Source organism: Variovorax sp. GW460-12-1-14-LB1 (assembly GCF_059423605.1).
The window spans coordinates 37,370-58,460 of record NZ_JBWKYF010000041.1; the positions used below are offsets into that span (position 1 = coordinate 37,370).

Annotated in this window: 16 protein-coding genes and 1 pseudogene; 6 read left to right on the forward strand and 11 right to left on the reverse strand. The window is 68.6% G+C overall.

Annotated elements, in window-relative coordinates; all coding sequences use genetic code 11:
- Nucleotides 1-92 precede the first annotated feature (92 nt).
- A complete protein-coding gene (locus AC07Y4_RS20300) occupies nucleotides 93-392 on the forward strand; it encodes a putative quinol monooxygenase (RefSeq protein ID WP_487849271.1) in 300 nt (99 codons plus the stop codon).
- Nucleotides 393-401: 9 nt separating this feature from the next.
- Here AC07Y4_RS20300 and AC07Y4_RS20305 read toward each other — a convergent pair whose 3' ends face one another.
- The 5 genes and pseudogenes from AC07Y4_RS20305 to AC07Y4_RS20325 all read right to left on the reverse strand — a co-directional run bounded on the left by AC07Y4_RS20305 (nucleotide 402) and on the right by AC07Y4_RS20325 (nucleotide 7,035).
- Nucleotides 402-2,774 (reverse strand): TonB-dependent siderophore receptor, encoded by a 2,373-nt coding sequence (locus tag AC07Y4_RS20305; RefSeq protein ID WP_487849270.1) that lies wholly within the window; start codon nucleotides 2,772-2,774, stop codon nucleotides 402-404.
- Nucleotides 2,775-2,922: 148 nt separating this feature from the next.
- Entirely contained in the window at nucleotides 2,923-4,251 is a 1,329-nt protein-coding gene (locus AC07Y4_RS20310) for a sigma-70 family RNA polymerase sigma factor (RefSeq protein ID WP_487849269.1), read from the reverse strand.
- A 130-nt stretch (nucleotides 4,252-4,381) separates the two neighbouring features.
- Nucleotides 4,382-5,110: a DsbA family protein gene (locus AC07Y4_RS20315; protein ID WP_487849268.1), complete on the reverse strand. Its 729-nt coding sequence runs from the start codon at nucleotides 5,108-5,110 to the stop codon at nucleotides 4,382-4,384.
- A pseudogene (locus AC07Y4_RS20320) lies at nucleotides 5,104-5,997 on the reverse strand (MBL fold metallo-hydrolase); the annotation flags it as partial. The pseudogene AC07Y4_RS20320 and the gene AC07Y4_RS20315, both read right to left, overlap by 7 nt.
- A 120-nt stretch (nucleotides 5,998-6,117) precedes the next feature.
- Complete coding sequence (locus AC07Y4_RS20325) at nucleotides 6,118-7,035, reverse strand: LysR family transcriptional regulator (RefSeq protein ID WP_487849267.1); 918 nt, start codon at nucleotides 7,033-7,035, stop codon at nucleotides 6,118-6,120.
- Nucleotides 7,036-7,135: 100 nt separating this feature from the next.
- Between AC07Y4_RS20325 and AC07Y4_RS20330 the strand changes: the two genes are divergently transcribed.
- Genes AC07Y4_RS20330 through AC07Y4_RS20340 form a run of 3 tightly spaced genes read left to right on the forward strand, consistent with a single transcriptional unit; the run spans nucleotide 7,136 to nucleotide 10,317 of the window.
- Nucleotides 7,136-8,083 (forward strand): hydroxymethylglutaryl-CoA lyase, encoded by a 948-nt coding sequence (locus AC07Y4_RS20330; protein ID WP_487849266.1) that lies wholly within the window; start codon nucleotides 7,136-7,138, stop codon nucleotides 8,081-8,083.
- Nucleotides 8,080-9,279, forward strand: a complete 1,200-nt coding sequence (locus AC07Y4_RS20335) for a CaiB/BaiF CoA transferase family protein (RefSeq protein ID WP_487849265.1) — start codon at nucleotides 8,080-8,082, stop codon at nucleotides 9,277-9,279. The genes AC07Y4_RS20330 and AC07Y4_RS20335 overlap by 4 nt, the downstream gene beginning before the upstream one ends.
- Nucleotides 9,280-9,318: 39 nt before the next feature.
- Nucleotides 9,319-10,317 carry a Bug family tripartite tricarboxylate transporter substrate binding protein gene (locus AC07Y4_RS20340; protein ID WP_095950667.1) on the forward strand — a complete coding sequence of 333 codons (999 nt, stop codon included), beginning with the start codon at nucleotides 9,319-9,321 and terminating at the stop codon, nucleotides 10,315-10,317.
- Nucleotides 10,318-10,365: 48 nt separating this feature from the next.
- Here AC07Y4_RS20340 and AC07Y4_RS20345 read toward each other — a convergent pair whose 3' ends face one another.
- From AC07Y4_RS20345 to dnaG, 4 genes are all read right to left on the reverse strand, one after another.
- Nucleotides 10,366-11,493 carry an HPP family protein gene (locus AC07Y4_RS20345; protein WP_159272592.1) on the reverse strand — a complete coding sequence of 376 codons (1,128 nt, stop codon included), beginning with the start codon at nucleotides 11,491-11,493 and terminating at the stop codon, nucleotides 10,366-10,368.
- A 12-nt stretch (nucleotides 11,494-11,505) separates the two neighbouring features.
- The gene (locus AC07Y4_RS20350) at nucleotides 11,506-12,744 is read right to left on the reverse strand and encodes a multidrug effflux MFS transporter (RefSeq protein ID WP_062470580.1); all 1,239 of its coding nucleotides are present in this window, start codon (nucleotides 12,742-12,744) and stop codon (nucleotides 11,506-11,508) included.
- A 104-nt stretch (nucleotides 12,745-12,848) separates the two neighbouring features.
- A complete protein-coding gene (gene rpoD / locus AC07Y4_RS20355) occupies nucleotides 12,849-15,212 on the reverse strand; it encodes an RNA polymerase sigma factor RpoD (protein ID WP_095950669.1) in 2,364 nt (787 codons plus the stop codon).
- A 296-nt stretch (nucleotides 15,213-15,508) separates the two neighbouring features.
- Nucleotides 15,509-17,545, reverse strand: coding sequence for a DNA primase (gene dnaG / locus AC07Y4_RS20360; protein ID WP_487849264.1), 2,037 nt, complete (start codon nucleotides 17,543-17,545; stop codon nucleotides 15,509-15,511).
- Nucleotides 17,546-17,619: 74 nt separating this feature from the next.
- Here dnaG and AC07Y4_RS20365 point away from each other — a divergent pair, with 74 nt between their 5' ends.
- On the forward strand, nucleotides 17,620-18,567 hold the full coding sequence (locus tag AC07Y4_RS20365) for a YihY/virulence factor BrkB family protein (RefSeq protein ID WP_062470568.1): 948 nt from the start codon (nucleotides 17,620-17,622) through the stop codon (nucleotides 18,565-18,567).
- Here AC07Y4_RS20365 and AC07Y4_RS20370 read toward each other — a convergent pair.
- Nucleotides 18,515-19,273 (reverse strand): 3-hydroxyacyl-CoA dehydrogenase, encoded by a 759-nt coding sequence (locus AC07Y4_RS20370; RefSeq protein WP_354347228.1) that lies wholly within the window; start codon nucleotides 19,271-19,273, stop codon nucleotides 18,515-18,517. The genes AC07Y4_RS20365 and AC07Y4_RS20370 overlap by 53 nt on opposite strands.
- Before the next feature lie 130 nt (nucleotides 19,274-19,403).
- The gene (locus AC07Y4_RS20375) at nucleotides 19,404-19,955 is read right to left on the reverse strand and encodes a phasin family protein (RefSeq protein ID WP_487849345.1); all 552 of its coding nucleotides are present in this window, start codon (nucleotides 19,953-19,955) and stop codon (nucleotides 19,404-19,406) included.
- Between the two features lie 184 nt (nucleotides 19,956-20,139).
- On the opposite strand from AC07Y4_RS20375, the gene AC07Y4_RS20380 reads away from it, so the two are divergent.
- Nucleotides 20,140-21,066 (forward strand): histone deacetylase family protein, encoded by a 927-nt coding sequence (locus AC07Y4_RS20380; protein WP_070059641.1) that lies wholly within the window; start codon nucleotides 20,140-20,142, stop codon nucleotides 21,064-21,066.
- Nucleotides 21,067-21,091 lie beyond the last annotated feature (25 nt).

Below are 21,091 nucleotides of genomic sequence, written 5' to 3' on the forward strand. Positions count from 1 at the left end.
AGCGGTTGAAGGAGTTTCGGGGCGAGGGGGCTTTTTCATGTGCGAGGGGCGCCGCAGACTGCAGGCATCCGAACTTCACAACGCACCGACCCATGAGCACCACGCCCCTCATCAGCATCGCCGTCCTGAAGGCCAAGACCGGCCAGCGCGAGGCGCTGCGCGACGCCCTGAGCGCGCTGGTGGCGCCCACACGGCAAGAGCCCGGCTGCCTCGACTACACCTTGTTCGAACTGCGCGACGAGCCCGGCAGCTTCTACATGCGCGAGTCGTTCCAGGACCAGCCCGCGCTGGACGCGCACTTCGCCACGCCGTATTTCCAGGCCTTCGAAAGACGATTCGACGAACTGCTGGACGCGCCGATCCGGCTGGTGTTCCTGGAGAAGGTCGCCTAGGCGCCGGCCTCAGAACTGGTACTTCGCGCTCGCGACCACCGCGCGGTCGCTGCCGGGGTAGTACTTGCTGTACGCGCGCGATGCGGCGTACTGGCGGTTGGCCAGGTTCGTGGCGCTCAAGGCGAAGCGCCAGGGCCCGCGCTTGTAGTGCACCGTCGCGTCGAGCAGCGCGACGCCGCCTTCGGACGAGGTGTTGCCCACGTCGTTCCAGCGCTTGCCGATGTAGCGCACGCCGCCGCCGAAGCCGAAGCCGTTGCCCATCGTGTAGTCGAGCCAGAGCGAGGCCGTGTTGCGGGGCACTTGGATCGGTGTCTTGCCGCGCTCGGTCTCGTTGGCGCTCTCGCGCACCTTGGTGTCGAGCCAGGTGTAGGAGGCCGTGAGGTTCAGGTCGCGCGCCAGCTCGGCCTTGGCTTCGAGTTCGAGCCCGCGCGAGCGGATGCGGCCGATCTGGCGCGCCTCGAAGGTGTTCTGGTCGTAGGTCACCACGTTGGATTTGCGCAGGTCGAACACGGCCGCGGTGAACAGCGCGCGCGTGCCCTCGGGCTGGAACTTGACGCCGGCCTCCACCTGCTTGCCACGGCTCGGCCGGAACGGCGTGCTGTTCAGGTCGACGCCGCTGGTCGGCATGAAGGATTCGGCGTAGCTGAGGTACGGTGCCCAGCCGTTGCCGACGAGGTAGCTCAGGGCCGCACGGCCGCTGAACCTGTCGTCGGTCTGTGTCGTGCGCTCGCCTTTCAGCCGGTCGTAGGTGGCGGACCTGACGTGGTCCTGCCGGCCGCCGAGCGTGAGCAGCCAGTGGGGGCTGAACTTGATCTGGTCCTGTGCGTACACGCCGAGCTGCTCGGTGGTCTGCGTGAAGTTGCTGTCGGGCCGGAACGGTTCCGCCACCGGCAGGCCGTTGACGGGAAAGCGCAGGTCCAGGCTCGGCGCCGGCCCCGAGAACTGCTTGGCCGTGTACCGGACGCGCGACCAGTCGACGCCGAACAGCAGCGTGTGCTCGACGTCGCCGGTGCGCACGCGGCCCTGCAGCTGCGTGTCGGCGGTCCATTGGTTGACCCACTCGGGGGCGAAGCGCGCGGTGCGCCGCAGCGTGTAGCCGTCGGGTGCGAGGTTGACGACCACGTGGTGCTTGTCGGTGTCGAAGCTGAAGTAGCGCGTGTTCTGGCGCACCGTCCAGTCGTCGTTGATGTGGTGTTCGAACAGGTAGCCGAGCGACGATTGCTGCTGCTTGATCCGGCTGTAGTTCGGTTCGCCCTGGATGAGCCCGGTGTCGCGCCCCTTCGCGTCGGTCACGTTGAAGGTGTCGTCGCTGGCATCGCTTTTCAGGAACTCGCCGAGCAGGGTGAACGAGGTGGCGGCCGACGGCTGCCAGCGCAGCGAGGGCGCGAGGTAGCTGCGCTTCACTTCGGCGGGGGCGCCGTTGGGATAGCGCTGCTGGCTGTTGCTGTCCAGCTCGACGCCCACGAGGCGGTAGCTCAGCGTGTCGCTCAGGGCGCCGCCCAGGTCCACGGCCAGCTGCTTGCGCTGGAAGCTGCCGTACTGCACTTCGATCTCGCGCGTGGGCGTGCTGCTCGGCATCTTGCTGACGCGGTTGACGATGCCGCCTGCATCGCCCAGACCGAACATCACCGACGACGGGCCGCGCAGCACCTCGACGCGCTCGACGCCGTAGGGCTCGGTCAGCGAGTAGGCGGGCAGCAGCAGGCCGTCGCGGTACATGGCGTTGCCCGCGGTGGCGTCGAAGCCGCGCAGCAGCAGCCAGTCGATGCCGCGTGCGTCGTAGCCCCAGTTGCCGGCAACCACGCCGGGGGCGTAGCGCACGGCTTCCATCACGGTCTGCACGCCGCGCGCCTCGAGTTCTTCGCGGCCGATGACGGAGATCGACTGCGGCACTTCGAGGATCGGCGTGTCGGTCTTGGTGGCGCTCTGGCTGCGCCGGGCGACATAGCCCGGCACCGGGCCCAGGCTGGTTTCGAGTTCGGCGGTGGCGCTCACGGTCACGGCCGGCAGGGTGGCGCCTGCGGCGCTTGGCGCTTTCTCGATCACCAGCGTGCTGCCCGCCACGCGGCCGGCCAGCCCGCTGCCCTGGAGCAGTTGCGCGGCGGCGGCCTGCACGCTGAGGCTGGCCTGGACCGGGCGGCCCTGCAATCCCTGCAGCAGACCCGGCGCCGCCAGCAGCTGCACGCCGGCCTGGCGCGCAAGCTGGTTCAGCGCCTGGTCCAGCGGCTGGGCGGGGATCGAGAAGGTGATGGCTGCGCCGGCGGCGGGCGGTGTCGCGCTCTGAGCCCAGGTGGTCTGGCTGGCTTGAGCGACCAGGCACAGCACGGCCGCCGCGATCAGGTGGCGCCGGCCGGCGGGGAGAAGAAGGTGGCGGGAGGGCATGCGGTTCTCTCGGTTCAGGTCGGGGTCATGAAAATTCCGGGACATCCGCGGGGCGGTTGTTCCGGGCTCCATGGACTGATACGACCGAGCGAGCGCAATCCCTCATGCAGATCGCAAGAAAGACAAGGCAAGTGGGCGGATGCCGGCGTCAGGAGATCAGGCGGCGTTCGATGACCAGGGCGCGTTCCGCCCCGTCGTCTTCGCGCACCCGCACCGGCAGGCTGTTGGGCAGCAGGCGCAGCCAGGTGCCCGCTTCGGCAATGCGCACGCGCCCGAACACCGGGAGCTGCGCGGCCTCGGGCGCCACGCGCAGGGGGCGCGGGCTGTAGCGCGCCAGGCGCTCCACCACCTCGCCGAGCGGCTGGTGATGAAAGTCGAGCCAGCCATCGCGCCACGGGGCCACGGCGGCGTTCGCGGCCGGTTGGGCGGCGGACAGCTGCAGCGCCGTGTCGATGAAGGCGCGGTCGCCCGCGCCGAGCACGCGCGCGTCGCCGCTTGCGCTGCGCACTCGCACCTGGCCCGATTCCACCGCGACGCGCACGCCGCCGTCCTGCAGCGCGACCTCGAAGCGCGTGCCCAGCACCGTGATCTCGTGGCCCAGGGCGCTGACGATGAAGGGACGGGCTTCGTCGCGCGCCACGTCGAAGAAGGCGCTGCCGGCCAGCAGCCGCACGGTGCGGCGCGTGGTGAAGTACTGGACCTCGGCGCGGCTCGCGGCGTCGAGCGTGAGGCGGCTGCCGTCGGGCAGCGCCTGCCCCTGGATGCGGCCGATGGCGGTCGCCAGGGTGGCGCTGTAGCCGGGCATCCACTGGCGCCAGGCCTGCCAGAGCGCGGCACTGCCGACGCTGAGGCTGCCCACGCCGAGCAGGGCCGACAGCGCGCGGCGCCGCCCGGCGCGCGCCGGTGCCACGTCGCCGCGCCAGCGGTGCAGCGCGGCCTCGACGCTGTCGAGCGCCCGCATCACCTCGCGCTCCACGGTCTTGATCGACACGCCATGGCGGCGCGCCAGCTCGGCATGGCAGGCGCCGTCGAGCCGGTCGGCCAGGAAGATGTCGCGGCTGCGCGGCGGCAGGGCCCGCAACGCGGCATCCACCGCGTCGAGTGCCTGCCGGTGGGCGACGCCGTCGGCCACGTCCCGTGTGCTGTGGTGGTCGTGTCCCGTCGTCAGCCCGGTGTCGAGGTCGACGGGGGCGGGGCTGAAGCGCTCCGCGCTGCGCTGGCGGCGGCGCAGGTGGTCGATGGCGAGGTTCTCGGCCACGGTGTAGACGTAGGCGCGCACGGCGGCCTCGGGCGGGGCGGGGTCGGCGGGGGTGTCGTCCCGCGCTTGCGCACGTTCGGCCAGCCGGACCCAGGTGTCGTGCGCCAGCTCCCGCGCCTCGTGCGGGCTGCCGGTGCGGCGCGCGATGAAGCGCACCAGTTCCTGGTAGCTGTCCTGGAAGGCTTTCAGCAGCGGGCTGGAGGAGAGTTGGGCGGACATGGGCTGGGGTGTGGCGCGCGAATCGCAGGAGAATTATTGTCGAGAATAGTTCTCATTTGATGGCGGCATACCCGAATCGGCCCCGTTCTGTGGTGAACGGGGCCATCGCCGGCCCAGACCGGCGATGCGGCTAGATCGCGCAGCCGTCGGGGCCGCAGGCTTCGGGCGCAGTTGCAGACGGCGCCGGTGCGACGAAGGTGCCGAGCTGCGCCTTCCAGTCGTCCGCGCGCCCCAGCCACGGCCCGATGTCGATGCGCCCCGCGCTGCCGTCGGCCTGCGCGAGCACGAAGGTCGGAAAGCCCTGGCCGCCCGCGCGCTGCAGCAGGTCGCGGCTCGCGGCGATGTGCCGTGCGGTGGCGTCGCCCGTGTGCTGCGCGAAGGCCGCGGCGAAGGCGTCGGCGTCGAAGCCGAGTTCGGCCGCCAGTTCGGCGAGCACGCCGGCCTCCGCGATGCGTCGGCCCTCGACATAGTGGGCCTGCTGCACGCGGTGCGCCATGTCCAGCCCGCCGCCTGCGCGCAGCGATTCGGCGGCGAGGATGGCGGTGATCGGCGGCTCGGAGTCCATCACCGCGCCGGTGTCGCGCAGCAGGCCTTCGAAGTAGGCCTCGCCGAAGGGCTGGCCCGTGAGTTCGGCGATGCGCCTGTCGTGCGGGATCACGTAGTCGCGCCACTGCGGCGTGATGGGGCGGCGGTTGGCGCCGGTCATCATGCCGCCGGCGTGGAGCTCGACGCGCAGGCCCGGCACGGTGCGCGCAGCCTCGACCAGCGGCGCGGCGGCGTAGCACCAGCCGCACAGCGGATCGAAGATGCAGTGCAGGGTGGCGGCGTCGCTGTTGCTGTTGCTGGTTACTGGGGCCACTTCATTTCTCCCTTGATGACCTTGGCGCTCAGCTCAAGCGACGAGGCGTCCTCGAGCTTCGGGTAGCGCTGCTTCATGGCGGCGATCAGCGCGGCCGAGTCCTTGGCCTTGGTGGCTTCGGTCTCGAAGGCCTTCAGGTAGTCGCGCGTGAACTTCACCGAGGCCACGGTGTAGGGCGCCGAGCCGTCGGCGTTCGGCAGGTAGTGGCCGGGCACCACGGTCTTGGGGTGCAGCGCGGCGATGCGGTCGAGGGTTTTGAGCCAGTCGCGGCGCGACTGCACCGTCTGCGTGTCGGCCGCCCAGACGTGGATGTTGGCCGACACCGGAATGCCGCCGACCACCGCCTTCAGCGAGGGAATCCACGCGAACGTGCGCGCGGGCGAGGGGCCGTCGAGGCCGACGACCTGGATCTTCTTGCCTTCGAGCACGAGGCTGTCGCCGGCCAGCGGCTCGGGCACGACCAGCGCCTGGGGCGCGTTGTCCTTGAGGATCGGGCCCCAGTGCGCGAGCTTGCCGTCCTTGGAGGCCTGGATGGCGGCCACGGTCTGCGGCGTGGCGACGATCTTCGCGTCGGGGAAGGCGGCGCGGATCACGTCCAGGCCGAAGTAGTAGTCGGGGTCGCTGTGGCTGATGTAGACCGTGGTCAGCTTCTTGCCGCTGTCCTTGATCTTCTGCACCAGCGCCTGCGCGTCGTTGCGCTGGAACTGGGCGTCGACCAGCACGGCGTCGGTGGCGCCGGCGACGAGCACCGACGACACGGGGAACATCGACTTCGTGCCGGGGTTGTAGACGTCGATCTTCAGCGGCTGGGCCGCCTGGGCGGCGAACGGGGCCAGGGCGAATGCGGCGGACAGGGCGGCGGCGGCAACGAGGGTTCTGCGGAACATGGCGGTGTCTTTCGGTCGATGAGGTTGAGGGTGACAGCGTGAACAGACCGAATGTTAGGTTGCGCGAAACGAAACAAAAACCACCGCCAGCACAATGGATCGTTTCGGTTATCGGACGAATCAGGCGGCTTCCGCGCGGTCCGTGGCGCACCGCTCGAGGTGCGCGACCAGCAGCTGCGCCGAGGGCGACAGCGCCGCCTCGCTGCGAAAGCAGATCGCGAAGCGCCGGCGCGCCCAGTCGTCCGTGAGCGGCATCAGCCGCAGTCCGAAGGCCTCGGTGAAGGGCCGGGCGACCTCCGCCGGCACCACGCTGATGGCCAGCCCGGCGCGCACCACGCGCAGCGCCGCATCGAAGTTGGACACCAGCACGCGGTACACGAGCGGCTTGCCGGCCACGGCCGCCTCGCGCGCGAGCATCAGCTGCACGGCGCTGAGCGCGGGCATGCCGACGAATTCGTGGTCGAGCACCTGCTCGAAGCGCACCGCGTCGTGGCGGGCCACGGGGTGTGACGGGTGGGCCACGATGGCCAGGTGGTCCGAGCGGTAGTCGCGCCGCTCCAGCCCGTCGAGGTCGGCCGCGTCCCAGCACAGGCCGATGGACGCGATGCCCTCGCGGATGCCGCGCACGATCTCGGGGCTCACGCGTTCTTCCATGTCGACGCGGATGTTGCGGTGCGCCGGGTCCTGCAGGAAGCCGGCGACGTCCTCGGCCAACGACTCGGCCATGACCGAGGCCGACGCCAGGATGCGCACATGCCCGCGCGCGCCGCCCGCGTAGGCGGCCATGTCGCGCTCGATGCGGGTGGCGCTGCCGAGCATGGCGCGCGCGTGTTCGAGCAGCGTTTCGCCGGCCGGCGTGGGCACGACGCCGCGGCGCTTGCGCAGCAGCAGCGGCGTGCCGACCGTGTCTTCGAGCTGGGCCAGGCGCTTGCTGATGGCCGAGCCGACGATGTTGGCCTGCTCGCCCGCGCGCGCGATGCTGCGGCTGTCGCAGACGGCGACGAACAAGCGCAGGGTGGTCAGGTCGAGGTCTCTCATGAAGTTCCAATCGGGAAGCAAACGGCTTCCAAAATATACCTTCAGGACTGAATCGGAACTTCTACGATCGGCGTCATTCCCTCACGACGGAGACACGCTCTTGATTCACGCCTTCCTGCCGCCGCGCGCGGTCGTCCGCGAAGTGGGCCTGCGCGACGGCCTGCAAAGCATTGCCCGCGTGCTGCCCACGGCGCACAAGCTCGAATGGATTCGCGACGCGCACGCGGCCGGCCAGCGCGAGATCGAAGTCGGCTCGTTCGTGCCGGCGCACCTGCTGCCGCAGCTGGCCGACACGGCCGAGCTGCTGGCTTTTGCGAAGACGCTGCCGGGGCTCTTTGCCTCGGTGCTGGTGCCCAACCTGAAGGGCGCCGAGCGCGCCATCGCGGGCGAGGCCGACCTGATGATGGTGCCGCTGTCGGCCAGCCACGCGCACAGCCTGGCCAACCTGCGCAAGACGCCGGACGAGGTGGTGGCCGAGGTCGGCCGCATCCGCGCGGCGCGCGACGCGGCGGGCTCGAAGACGCTGATCGACGGCGGCGTGGGCACGGCCTTCGGCTGCACGCTGCAGGGCCATGTCGACCCCGACGAGGTGCTGCGCCTGATGCAGGCGCTGCTCGATGCCGGCGCCGACCGCGTGAGCCTGGCCGACACGGTGGGCTACGCCGATCCGGCCATGGTGCGCAGCCTGTTCGAGCGCGCACTGCGCATCGCGGGCGACCGCCTGTGGTGCGGCCATTTCCACGACACGCGCGGGCTGGGGCTCGCGAATGCGTATGCGGCATTGGAGGTCGGCATCACGCGCTTCGACGCCTGTCTGGCCGGCATCGGCGGCTGTCCGCATGCGCCGGGCGCGAGCGGCAATGTCGACACCGAAGACTTGGTCTTCATGCTGGAGAGCATGGGCGTCGCCACCGGCGTTGATCTGCCGAAGCTGCTCGATCTGAGGAAACGCGTGGCCGGCTGGCTCGACGGCGAGACGCTGCAGGGCACGGTGTGGCGCGCGGGCTTTCCGAAGACCTTTGCACCGGCGGAAGGCGTAGCCGCATGAGCACCGGAGCCAAACGCCTGCCGCTCGCGGGCATCCGCGTGGTCGAGTTCACGCACATGGTCATGGGGCCGACCTGCGGCATGGTGCTGGCCGACCTGGGCGCGGAAGTCATCAAGGTCGAGCCCATCGACGGCGATCGCACGCGGCACCTGCTGGGCGCGGGGGCGGGCTTCTTCCCGATGTTCAACCGCAACAAGAAGAGCATCGCGCTCGACCTGCGCCATCCGCAGGGGCTCGAGGCCGCGCTGCGCCTGTGCGCCACGGCCGACGTGGTGGCGCAGAACTTCCGCCCCGGCACGATGGACAAGTACGGGCTGGGCTACGCCGCGCTGGGCAAGCTCAATCCGCGCCTCGTGTACGTGAACCACACGGGCTTCCTGCCCGGCCCGTACGAGCATCGCACCGCGCTCGACGAGGTGGTGCAGATGATGGGCGGCCTGGCCTACATGACGGGGCGCCCCGGCGATCCGCTGCGCGCGGGAACGAGCGTGAACGACATCATGGGCGGCATGTTCGGCGCCATCGGCGCCATCGCCGCGCTGATGCAGCGCGCCGAAACCGGCCAGGGGCAGGAGGTGCAGTCGGCGCTGTTCGAGAACAACGTGTTCCTGGTCGGCCAGCACATGCTGCAGTACGCGATCACGGGGCAGGCGGCCGCGCCGATGCCCGAGCGCATCTCGGCCTGGGCGCTGTACGACGTGTTCACCGTGAAGGACGGCGAGCAGATCTTCCTGGCGGCCGTGAGCGACGCGCAGTGGAAGACCTTCTGCGATGCGCTGGGTTTCGACGACCTGAAGGCCGACGCCACGCTGCAGACCAACAACGACCGCGTGCGCCTGCGCCCGACCTTGCTGGCCGCGTTGCGCACGCGCCTGGCCGACCGTTCGGCCGCCGAGCTGTCGGCGATCTTCGAAGCGCGCGGCCTGCCGTTCGCGCCGATCACGCGGCCCGAAGACCTGTATGCCGATCCGCACCTGCAGGCCACCGGCGGCCTCGCCGACATCCGGCTGCCCGACGGCGAGCGGGCCGGCGAGATGGCGCAGACCACGCTGTTCCCGATCACGCTCGGCGGCGAGCGGCTGGGCGTGCGCCTGCATCCGCCGACGCTGGGCGAGCACACGCGTGCGCTGCTGGCCGAGCTGGGCTACGCGCACGAGCAGGTCGAGGCGCTGCATGCCGAAGCGGCCGTGGCCTGATCCTTCAAGCACCGACAAAGACAAAGAGAGACAAGACCCATGAGCCCGATTCCGTTTTCCTCTTCTTCATTCAACCGCCGCGCGCTGCTCGGCCTGGGGGCGTCGGCGGTCGTGCTGTCGGCCGCCCGCCCGGTGTTCGCGCAGGGCGGCGACAAGCCCGTGCGCTTCATCCTGCCGATCAGCGCGGGCTCGGGCGTGGACGCCATCGCGCGCGCCGCCTCGGTCGCGCTCGGCAAGGCGCTGGGCCAGCCGGTGGTGATCGAGAACCTGCCGGGCGCCGGCGGCATCACCGGCACCTCGGCCGTGATCAAGGCGCCGCCCGACGGGTTCACGCTCGGCATGGTGTCGAACAACCACGTGATCAACCCGAGCGTGTTCAAGAAGATGCCCTTCGACGCCATCGCCGACATCACGCCCATCAGCGTGGTGGGCGCGACGCCACTGGTGCTGGCCGTGAACCCGAAGCTGCCGGCCAAGAACGTGAAGGAGCTGGTGGCGTTGCTGCGCGCGAAACCCGAGGGCTACAACTACGCCTCGTCGGGCAACGGCACCATCATCCACCTCGCGGGCGAGATGTTCATGGACGAGGCCGGCGTGAAGGCGCGGCACATTCCGTACAAGGGCACCGGGCCGATGGTGACCGACATGATCGCGGGGCAGGTCGAGATGGGCGTGGTCGCGTTGCCGGCGGTGCAGCCGCACCTGAAGAGCGGCGCGCTGCGCGCCATCGGCCTGTGCGGCCCGGCGCGTTCGCCGGCCGCGCCCGAGATTGCGACGATCGCGGAGCAGGGGCTGCCGAACTACGCGGTCGAAGGCTGGTTCGCGGTGATCGGCCCGCCGAAGATGCAGCCGGCCGACGTCAAGCGCGTGCACGAGGCCATCGTGGCCGCCTTTGCCGCGCCCGAGGTGCGCGAGGCGATGGACAAGCAGGGCAACATCGTCAAGCCCACGTCGCCCGAGCAGGCGGCGAGCTACTTCCGCAGCGAGGCCGCGCGCTATGCGGCGCTGGTGAAGAAGGCGAACGTGGTGCTGGAGTGAAGTCTTGCGCCTTCCCCTTCGGCAGAGGGGGAAGGCGAGGTGCGGGCCCTACGCCGGGCTCACTGCGCGGTACAGCGCCCGCACGAAATCCGACTGCGTGATCATCCCCGTCAGCCGCTTCTCTTCATCGATGATCGGGATGTGGTGGTGTCCGCCTTCGGAGAACAGCGGCACCAGCTCGACCACCGGCCGGTCGGCGCTGGCCACGCGCACCTGGCGCGTCATGATCTGGCCGACCACCTCGGGCTTGTTCGACATCACCGTGCGCGTGGCGCGGATCAGGTCGCGCAGCCGGCCGGCGATGCCGTCGTGGTGCTGCAGGTCGAGCTGCCGGAAGAAGTCGGCCTGCGTGACGATGCCGACCACGCGGCGCGTGCGGTCGGTCACCGGCAATGCCTTGATGCGGTGCTGGTGCATCAGCGTCCAGGCTTCCTGCAGCGGCGTGCCGAACTCCACCGAGATCGGCGTGCGCGACATGATGTCGGCGCAGTGCAGCGTGCCCAAGCGGCGCTTGTATGACTCGAGCTCGGTCTGTTGAATGAGCGATTCGAGGTCGTCGCGGCTGATGTCGAGCACCTGATTGTAGCGCGCCAGCACGGCGTCGATGTCGGCCTGGCTGAAGCGTGCGTCGGGCGAGGGCGGGCGCGCCACTTGCACGTGCGGATAGCGCCGCCCCGTGAGCGTGTTGTAGGCCACGCCGGCCAGCACCAGCAGCAGCGAGTTCACGAGCACCGGGAACAGCGCCGCCGAAAAATCGGTGGTGTGCGTGAGCACCGCCAGCAGCGCCGCCGCGCCGCCGGGCGGGTGCAGGCAGCGCGTGAAGAACATCAGGCCGATGGCCAGCGCCACGGCCACGGCGGCGGCCACGGCGGTGTCGGGAATCCAGCTGGCGCAGGCGATGCCCACCAGCGTCGACAGCGTGTTGCCGCCGATCACCGACCAGGGCTGCGCCAGCGGACTGGCGGGCACGGCGAACACGAGCACGGCGGTGGCGCCCATCGGCGCGACCAGCCACACCGCATGCTCCAGCGGCACGGCCAGCCAGCGGCACAGCAGGCCGGTGATCAGCAGCCCGATGCCTGCGCCGCCCACGGCGCGCAGGCGCTCGCGCGCGTTGACGTTGGAAGGGCCCGGGAGCCAGGCGCGCAGATAAGTCCACAGTGCGGCGAATCGCATCCCCCGTCCCCCTCAGGCTTCTTCGTGCGCCACCCGACGCCCGATGTCGGGCCAGCGGTGATGCAGCCAGACCCAGGCGACCAGCCCGATCGTGAGCATCAGCGCGGAGGTGAGGGCCAGTGCCAGCGTGGAGTGCATCACCAGCGGCGCCACCGCGCCGGCCACGACGCCGTTGGCGGTGGAGCCGATCACGGCCTGCAGCGACGAGGCCATGCCGCGGCGCTCGGGGTGCAGGTCGAGCACCAGCAGCGTGACCACCGGCACCATCAGCGCCCAGCCGAAGGCGAACACCGCCAGCGGCCACACGGCCCAGGCCACATGCGCCTGGAAGAAGATGTTGGCCACCACGTTGACCACCGAGGTGACCATCATGATCAGGAAGCCGTCGCGGATCTGCCGCTTGGGCGCCACCTTGCCGGCCATGCGGCCGCTGGCGCGCGCGCCGAGCATGATGCCGCCGATGGTCAGCAGGAAGAACCAGAAGAACTGCTGCGGTTGCAGCGCCAGGTGGTCGCCCAGGAACGCGGGCGCGGCCAGCACGTAGAGGAACATGCCGTTGAACGGCACGCCGCTCGCGAAGGCCAGCAAGAGAAAGCGCGGGTCGGAGCACAGGTCGCGGTAGCCGCGCATCAGGTGGCGCACCTGGAAGGGCTGGCGGTGGTCCTTGTGCAGCGTCTCGGGCAGCAGCTTGTAGTTGGCGACGAACAGCACCACGCCCACGGCCACGAGGAACCAGAAGATCGAGTGCCAGCCCGCGTGCACGAACAGGAAGCCGCCCACGATGGGTGCGATGGCCGGCGCGACGCCGAAGTAGATCGTGACCTGGCTCATCACCCGCTGCGCCTCGGCCGGCGGGAACATGTCGCGGATCACGGCGCGCGACACCACGATGCCGGCGCCGGTCGACAGGCCCTGCAGGCCGCGGAACAGCACCAGCTGCGTGATGTTCTGCGACAGCGCGCAGCCCAGCGAGGCCAGCGTGAACACGGCCAGCCCCCACAGCACCACGGGCCGGCGGCCGAAGCTGTCCGACAGCGCGCCGTGGAACAGGTTCATGAAGGCGAAGCCGAACAGGTAGGCCGACAGCGTCTGCTGCATCTCGGCCGGCGTCGCGCCGATCGATTTCGCGATGCCCGAGAAAGCCGGGATGTAGGTGTCGATGGAGAAGGGCCCGAGCATGCCCAGCACGGCGAGCAGCACGGCAAGCGCCCAGCGCGGGGCCTGCCAGAGTTTGTCTGCGTCGGGATTCATGGAAAGGCGGCTCCGTTGTACTTGTCGTGTGTCGGTGGAAAAACGAGAACGCCCGCCGCCCGGGTGAGGGGCAAGGCGGGCGCTTGGGCTTCAGCGAACCTGGATTACAGGGTGTCGATGAAGCTGCGCAGCTTGTCGGAACGCGACGGGTGCTTCAGCTTGCGCAGCGCCTTGGCTTCGATCTGGCGGATGCGTTCGCGGGTCACGTCGAACTGCTTGCCGACTTCTTCCAGCGTGTGGTCGGTGGACATCTCGATGCCGAAGCGCATGCGCAGCACCTTGGCTTCGCGCGGCGTGAGGGAGTCGAGGATGTCCTTGACCACGTCGCGCAGGCCGGCTTGCATCGCGGCCTCGATGGGGGCCGTGTTGCTGCTGTCCTCGATGAAGTCGCCCAGATGCGAATCGTCGTCGTCGCCGATGGGGGTTTCCATCGAGATCGGCTCCTTCGCGATCTTCATGATCTTGCGGATCTTGTCTTCCGGGATCTCCATCTTGGCCGCCAGGATGCCGGCGTCGGGCTCGAAGCCGAACTCTTGCAAGTGCTGGCGCGAGATGCGGTTCATCTTGTTGATCGTCTCGATCATGTGCACCGGGATGCGGATGGTGCGCGCCTGGTCGGCGATCGAGCGGGTGATGGCCTGGCGGATCCACCACGTCGCGTAGGTCGAGAACTTGTAGCCGCGACGGTATTCGAACTTGTCGACCGCCTTCATCAGGCCGATGTTGCCTTCCTGGATCAGGTCCAAGAACTGCAGGCCGCGGTTGGTGTACTTCTTGGCGATGGAGATCACGAGGCGCAGGTTGGCCTCGATCATTTCCTTCTTGGCATCGCGCGAGGACGATTCGCCCTCGTTCATGCGCTTGTTGATGTCCTTGAGCTCGGTCAGCGGCACCACCACGCGCGACTGGATGTCGGTGAGCTTCTGCTGCAGTTCCTGCACCGGCGGGATGTTGCGCGCGAGCACGGCGCTCCAGGGCTTGCCGGCCGCGGCCTGCTTCTCGACCCACTTGAGGTTCAGCAGGTTGGAGGCGATGCGGTTGCCGTTCTTGTCGAAGCCGCTGAAGTCGCGGATGAACTCGTCCTGCGGGAAGCCGCACTTGTCCACGATGATGCGGCGCAGTTCGCGTTCCTTCTTGCGCACGTCGTCCACCTGCGTGCGCACCAGGTCGCACAGCTTCTCGATGGTCTTGGCCGTGAAGCGGATGGTCATCAGCTCGTCGGACACGGCCTGCTGGGCCTTGGTGTACGCGGGCGTGCCGTAGCCTTCCTTCTCGTAGATCTTGTGGATCTTCTCGAACATCTCGGCGATGCGGTCGAAGCGCGAGAGGGCTTCGTTCTTGAGTTCTTCGAGCTTCTTGGTCAGGGCCTTGGAGCCGCCCTTGCCGTCGTCGTCGTCTTCTTCGTCGAATTCGTCGAAGTCTTCTTCGGCCACGTAGTCGTCGGCCTCGTTCGGGTTCGAGAAGCCGTCCACGATGGTGGAGATGACGACCTTGCCTTCACGGATGGTCGCGGCCATTTCGAGGATCGCGGCGATGGTGGCGGGGGAGGCCGAGATGGCTTCCATCATGGCCATCAGACCGCCTTCGATGCGCTTGGCGATTTCGATTTCGCCTTCGCGCGTCAGCAGCTCGACCGTGCCCATTTCGCGCATGTACATGCGGACCGGGTCGGTCGTGCGGCCGAATTCGCTGTCCACCGTGGACAGAGCCGCTTCGGCTTCTTCCTCGGCTTCTTCCACCGTGGTGGCGGTGGGCGCGGTGTTGTTCAGCAGCAGGGTCTCGGCGTCGGGCGTCTGCTCGTACACCGCCACGCCCATGTCGTTGAGCATGGTGACCACGACTTCCATGGTCTCGGCGTCGACCAGCTTGTCGGGCAGGTGGTCGGAGATTTCGCCGTGCGTGAGGTAGCCGCGGGTCTTGCCCAGCGTGATCAGGGTCTTCAGGCGCGAGCGGCGCTTGGCCAGGTCTTCTTCGGAGAGCACGGTCTCGTCGAGGCCGAACTCCTTCATCAAGGCGCGTTCCTTCGCCTTGCTGATCTTCATGCGCAGCGGCTTGACCTTCTCTTCGGTGGTCGCGACGGCCGCGGGCTCGTCACCGGCCAGGTCTTCCTCGATGTCCGACAGGTCGATGTCGCTCTCGCCGGCTTCCTTGGCGGCCTTGGGCTTGCGCCCGCGCTTGGCACCGGTGGCGGGCGCGGCGGCAGCGCCGGCGGCCTTGGGCGGACGGCCAACTTTCTTGGCGGCGGGGGCAGCCGTGGCAGTGGCCGCGGCTTTTTTGGGGTCGTCGAGAGAGGTCGATTTCGTGGGCACGGTTTTCACTTTCGTTGCGGCTGCCGTTTTGGACGCGGCGGCAGCCGTCTTGGTTGCCGGTTTGGCACCGGCTTTCAGCGGTTTCTCTGCTGCGGGCTTGGTGGCAGCGCTCTTGGCGCTTTTGGCAAGTGAAGGAGCAGGCTTCTTTGAACTGGGCATACGACCTCGTTACGACAAGAAAAGACAAGCGGGATCACAGGCGCGCTGTCACGCGGACAGCACCACCATGCCCGTGCACAGGCACGGACAAAACAATTGGGAAACGAGGAATTAATTCCTCACCAGGCAAGATGTCGGGCGAACATTTGGTGTGCAGTCCTTGCGGTTATTGACCCTTTCCGCCGGAATTTACCGTTGGAGTGCGTTGCGCTAGGGGTCGGCCCGGAGGTGCTGCTGTCGCTCTTGCCTAATTTCGCCAGTTGCGAAGCCCTACATTATAGCCTGTTGCGCAAATTTCAAGCAGTATCTGTCCCCGACGCGCGAATGCGGTCGCGCAATTCGAGCCGCCGCGCTTCCAGCGCCTTGTAGCGCTCCAGGGCTTTCGGGTCTTTTCCAACCGAAGCGATGGCCTCGCTCTGCTGGGCCTTGAGCCGGTCGTCGAGCATGAAGTCGAGCACGCTCCCCAGCTCCTTGGCGGCCTCGGCCAGGTGCTGTTCTTCCTCGCCCTCGGGCACCGGCCCGGCCTCGGAAACGCTCATGAGGCGCTCGGCCAGCGGCGCGAAATCGAGCCCGCGCAGGCCTTCGCGCAGCGCCGCCCAGGGTTGCACGCCGTGCTCGTGCAGCTGGCTGTCCAGCCAGGTGAAGAGGGCGCCGTGCTCGCCCGGCAGGTCGCACAGCATCACGTGCAGCTCGTGCGACAGCGCCTCCCACTGCGCCATGTTCGACAGCACCAGCCGCACCGCCACGTCGGGCCGGCTCGGCGGCTTGCCGCGTCCGCGCAGCGGCTCGATGGGCTCCTCGAACTTGCCGCCCCAGCGCTTGCCCTTGGTGAACTTGCGCGGCTGGAACTTGGGTTTGCTCTCGCTTTCGTAGCGCGGGGGCTCGTAGTCCTGCGCCGGCGGCAGGTCCGGGTAGTAGTCGCCCGGATCGTTGCCGTAGCTGTCGGGCTCGCTGTGGCGCTGCGGCGCCTGGGATGGCTGGCTGTTGCCGCCGCCGCCCTTGCGCGGGCCGGGCGCGGCGGTGGCCCACAGGTCGGACAGCGCCGCGGCGTCGAGCTGGACCAGCGTGGCGATCTCGCCGAGCAGCTGCCGCTTGAGGGCGCCGTCGGGCATGGCACTCCAGAGTGGACGCACATTGCTCGTCATGTGGGCGCGGCCTTCGGCGGAGCTCAGGTCGCAGCCCTCGCGGGCGGCCTCGAGCATGAAGCGCGACAGCGGCGTGGCCTCGGCCACGAAGCCCGCGAAGGCCTCGGCGCCGTGCGCGCGGATGTAGCTGTCGGGGTCGTGCTCGGCCGGCAGGAACAGGAACTTGATGCTGCGCGTGTCGGTGGCGTAGGGCAGGGCGCCGTCGAGCGCCTTGCGCGCGGCGCGGCGGCCGGCGGCGTCGCCGTCGAAGCTGAACACCACCGATTCGGTGAAGCGGAAGAGCTTTTGCACATGCTCGGTGGTGCAGGCCGTGCCCAGCGTGGCCACCGCGTTCGGAAAGCCGAGCTGGGCCAGCGCCACCACGTCCATGTAGCCCTCGGTGACGAGCGCGTAGCCGCGGTCGCGAAAGGCGGCGCGCGCCTCGTACAGGCCGTAGAGCTCGCGGCCCTTGCTGAAGACGGGCGTCTCGGGCGAGTTCAGGTACTTGGGCTTTTCGTCGCCGAGCACGCGCCCGCCGAAGCCGATGCACTCGCCCTTGACGTTGCGGATCGGGAACATCACGCGGTCGCGGAAGCGGTCGTAGCGCTTGGCCTCCTCGTCGCTGAGCTTGCCCTCCTCGTTGTTGACGATCACCAGCCCGCTTTCGGCGAGCAGCGGGTCGTCGTAGTCGGGGAACACGCTGGCCAGTGCGCGCCAGCCGGCCGGCGCGTAGCCGATGCCGAACTGCTTGGCGATCTCGCCCGACACGCCGCGGCCCTTGAGGTAGTCGATGGCGCCGGGCGCCTGGCGCAGCGCCTTGCGGTAGGCGTCGCCGGCCTTCTCGAGCACGTCGGTCAGCGTGGCCTGCTTCTGGCGCTGGCTGGCGGCGCGGGCGCGCTCGGCCGGCGAGACGTCGTCCTCGGGCACCTGCAGGCCGTACTGGCCGGCCAGGTCGTGCACCGCCTCGACGAAGCCCATGCCTGCATGTTCCATGAGGAAGCCGATGGCGTTGCCGTGCACGCCGCAACCGAAGCAGTGATAGAACTGCTTGGTCGGGCTGACCGAGAACGAGGGCGACTTCTCGCCGTGGAAGGGGCACAGCCCCATGAAATTGGCGCCGGCCTTCTTGAGCTGGACGTAGCGGCCGACGATTTCGACCACATCGGCGCGCGCGATGAGTTCCTGGATGAATGAAGCGGGGATGGTCATGGCTGCGGGGAGCGGCAAATCATACGCAAGCGCACGGGCGGCATACTGAACCCCGCCGCAAATCCACATCACGCATGAAGACGCCACTGCCTTTGCAACACGCCGCGCCGCTGCTGCGCCATCCGCTGCGCTTCGTCTGGGGCGCGCTCAAGGACTTTCGCGCCAACCAGGGCCTGCTGCTGGCGGGGGCGGTGGCGTACTACGCGCTGCTGTCGATCGTGCCGCTCTTGATCGTGAGCGTGATGGCGCTGTCGCACGTGATCGACCAGGCCGAGCTGCTGCGCACCATCGGGCGCTACCTCGAATGGCTGCTGCCGGGGCAGTCGAAAGCGATCGTGGCCGAGCTGTCGAGTTTCCTGGACCACCGCTCGGTGCTCGGGCCGGTGCTGCTGGTGACGATGATCTTCTTCAGTTCGCTGGCGTTCAGCGTGCTCGAAAGCGCGATGGCGGTGATCTTTCACCACCGCAAGGACGATCACAAGCGCCACTTTCTCGTGTCGGTGGCGATGCCGTACCTCTACATCCTGAGCCTGTGCGCGGGGCTGCTGCTGGTCACGCTGGTGTCGGGGGCGCTGCAGCTGGTGGGGCAGGAAAGCGTCGACCTGCTGGGGCGCAGCTGGTCGCTGTCGGGCATTTCGGGCCTGCTGCTGTACCTGCTGGGGCTGGGCGGCGAGATCTTCATGCTGACCTCGCTCTACCTCGTGATGCCGGCCGGGCGCATGTCATTGCGGCATGCGCTGCTGGGCGGCGTGACCGCTGCGCTCTTGTGGGAGGCCACACGGCGCGTGCTGATCTGGTATTTCTCGACGCTGTCGCAGGTGAACATCGTCTACGGCTCGCTCACCACGGCCATCGTGGTGCTGCTGAGCCTGGAAATCGCCGCCATGCTGGTGCTGCTCGGGGCCCAGGTGATCGCGAACTACGAGCGCCTGGACCGCACCGGCAGCACGAAGCCGCCGGCGTCCGAGATCAGCGAGGGGCCAATCGAATCGCTCCGTCCAGACGAATCACCTCGCCGTTGAGCATGTCGTTCTCGATGATGTGCTTGGCCAGCTTGGCGTAGTCCTCGGGCGTGCCCAGGCGCGACGGGAAGGGCACGCTGGCGGCCAGCGCGTCCTGCACTTCCTGCGGCATGCCGAACAGCATGGGCGTGCCGAAGATGCCGGGGGCGATGGTCATGTTGCGGATGCCGCTGCGCGCGAGGTCGCGGGCGATGGGCAGGGTCATGCCGACCACGCCGCCCTTCGAGGCGCTGTAGGCGGCCTGGCCGATCTGGCCGTCGTAGGCGGCGACCGAGGCGGTCGAGATCAGCACGCCGCGTTCGCCGGTGGCTTCGGGCTCGTTCTTGCCCATGGCGTCGGCCGCCAGGCGGATCATGTTGAAGCTGCCGATCAGGTTGACCGTGACGGTCTTGCTGAACACGGCCAGCGCGTGCGGGCCGTTCTTGCCCACGGTCTTCTCGGCCGGTGCGATGCCGGCGCAGTTGACCAGGCCCATCAGCTTGCCGAGCTTGACGGCGGCAGCCACCACGGCCTGGCCGTCGGCTTCCTGGCTCACGTCGCACTTGACGAACACGCCGCCGATTTCCTTCGCAACGGCTTCGCCCTTGTCAGCCTGCATGTCGGCGATCACCACCTTGGCGCCGTTGGCGGCCAGCATGCGCGCCGTGCCTTCGCCGAGGCCCGAAGCGCCACCGGTCACGATAAAAACTTTGCCGTCGATCTGCATTGAGAGTCTCCTGAAATGAGACCCGCATTATCGAAGACGGCCGCCGGACGAAAAAAAAGGCCTCGTCGTGAGACGAGGCCCTGAATTGGATCCGTGAGGACCCAAGGAGACAACTGGTGGTGGTCGGTGCTTAGCGCTTGCGCGAAGCGGTGGCCGTCTTGGCTGCGGCGACGGCTTGGGTCGACACGGCGTTGAAGTTGGCTTCGGCGACGTCCGACGCTTGCTTGACGGCCTTCTGGACCGATTCGAAAGCGTTGTTGGCGGCAGCCACGGCGCTCTTCAGCACGGCGACGGCGGTTTCCGAACCGGCGGGGGCGTTCTTCGAGGCGCTGTCGACGAGGCCGACGAAGGCTTGCTGGGCTTCAGCGGCCTTGGCTTCGAAAGCCTTCGAGAATTCGGCGTTCGTGCCTTGGGCGATGTCGTACAGGTGACGGCTGTAGGCAGCGGTCTTTTCAGCCAGGGGCTGGAACAGGCTGGCTTGCAGCGTCAGCAGCTCTTGGGCGTCCTTGACGCTCAGGGCGGCCTGGACGGTGCTCTGGGCTTCGGTCAGGGCGGCCTTGGAAGCGGTCACGTTCAGTTCGACCAGCTTTTCAACGCCTTCGAAAGCCTTGGTGGTCAGGCCGAACAGGGTTTCGAGGTTTGCTTTTTGAGCGGCGAGGATTTGGTCAGCGGTCAGGGCCATTTGAAATCTCCAGAAAGGATGATGGGGTGGTCGATTCACGTTGCGCTGCGCCTCGTCGTTCATGTTGCGGTGCAGCATGGCCTGAAGTATAGGCAGCTGAACGCAGCGATCAAGTGGTTTTTGCTGCTCTGCAGCAATTTAGAAGCGGCCTTCTAAATCCGGCCTGCGCGGCCAGAATGCGGCCATGCGTGCTTTCTATTCCGGGCAGTTCGTCCTGCCCCTGCCGCCGGGCCACCGCTTTCCCATGTCGCGCTACGCGATGCTGCGCGATCGCCTGCAGGAGCAGCTGCCGGCCGTCGAGATGGACCCGGCCCCGCGCGCCACCGATGACGAGCTGGCGCTGGCCCACACCCCCGAATGGATCGCCGCCGTCAGCGAAGGCCGCGTGAGCCCGCAGGCCATGCGCGAGATCGGCTTTCCGTGGAGCGAGGCGATGGTCGAGCGCTCGCGCCGCTCCACCGGCGCCACCATCGCCGCCTGCCGCGCTGCCTTCGCGGGCGGCGTGGCGGCCAACATGGCGGGCGGCACGCACCACGCCTACGCCGACAAGGGCAGCGGCTTCTGCGTCTTCAACGACGCGGCGGTGGCTGCGCGGCTGATGCAGGTCGAGCAGGCCCGTGCCGGCCGGCTGCTCAGGGTGGCCATGATCGACCTCGACGTGCACCAGGGCAACGGCACCGCCCGCATCTTCCAGGGCGACCCGAGCGTGTTCACGCTGTCGGTGCACGGCCAGAAGAACTTTCCGTTCCGCAAGGAGGCGAGCGACCTCGACGTGGAGCTGCCCGACGGCTGCGGCGACACCGACTACCTGGCGGCGCTGGAGCACGCGCTCGACGAGCTCGACCGCCGCTTCTCGCCCGGCCTCGTGATCTACCTGGCCGGCGCCGACCCCTTCGAGCGCGACCGGCTGGGCCGCCTCAAGCTGAGCTTCGACGGGCTGGAGGCGCGCGACCGCCGCGTGTTCGACTGGACCTGGCAGCGCCGCATCCCCACGGCCTTCGCGATGGCCGGCGGCTACGCCAGCGACATAGCCGAGACGGTGCAGGTGCAACTGGGCACCTTCCGGGTGGCGCTCGATTACTGGCGCCGCTGGCAAAATGCCGCGCGATGAGCGCCCCGACCCCCACCCCCAAGCC

Coding starts and splice junctions, on each gene's coding strand:
- rpoD (WP_095950669.1), bottom strand. CDS start 15,212: ATGCCCAGTTCAAAGAAGCCTGCTCCTTCACTTGCCAAAAGCGCCAAG.
- AC07Y4_RS20370 (WP_354347228.1), bottom strand. CDS start 19,273: ATGCAGATCGACGGCAAAGTTTTTATCGTGACCGGTGGCGCTTCGGGC.
- AC07Y4_RS20375 (WP_487849345.1), bottom strand. CDS start 19,955: ATGGCCCTGACCGCTGACCAAATCCTCGCCGCTCAAAAAGCAAACCTC.
- AC07Y4_RS20325 (WP_487849267.1), bottom strand. CDS start 7,035: ATGAGAGACCTCGACCTGACCACCCTGCGCTTGTTCGTCGCCGTCTGC.
- AC07Y4_RS20365 (WP_062470568.1), top strand. CDS start 17,620: ATGAAGACGCCACTGCCTTTGCAACACGCCGCGCCGCTGCTGCGCCAT.
- AC07Y4_RS20305 (WP_487849270.1), bottom strand. CDS start 2,774: ATGCCCTCCCGCCACCTTCTTCTCCCCGCCGGCCGGCGCCACCTGATC.
- AC07Y4_RS20300 (WP_487849271.1), top strand. CDS start 93: ATGAGCACCACGCCCCTCATCAGCATCGCCGTCCTGAAGGCCAAGACC.
- AC07Y4_RS20350 (WP_062470580.1), bottom strand. CDS start 12,744: ATGAATCCCGACGCAGACAAACTCTGGCAGGCCCCGCGCTGGGCGCTT.
- AC07Y4_RS20345 (WP_159272592.1), bottom strand. CDS start 11,493: ATGCGATTCGCCGCACTGTGGACTTATCTGCGCGCCTGGCTCCCGGGC.
- AC07Y4_RS20340 (WP_095950667.1), top strand. CDS start 9,319: ATGAGCCCGATTCCGTTTTCCTCTTCTTCATTCAACCGCCGCGCGCTG.
- AC07Y4_RS20380 (WP_070059641.1), top strand. CDS start 20,140: ATGCGTGCTTTCTATTCCGGGCAGTTCGTCCTGCCCCTGCCGCCGGGC.
- AC07Y4_RS20335 (WP_487849265.1), top strand. CDS start 8,080: ATGAGCACCGGAGCCAAACGCCTGCCGCTCGCGGGCATCCGCGTGGTC.
- dnaG (WP_487849264.1), bottom strand. CDS start 17,545: ATGACCATCCCCGCTTCATTCATCCAGGAACTCATCGCGCGCGCCGAT.
- AC07Y4_RS20310 (WP_487849269.1), bottom strand. CDS start 4,251: ATGTCCGCCCAACTCTCCTCCAGCCCGCTGCTGAAAGCCTTCCAGGAC.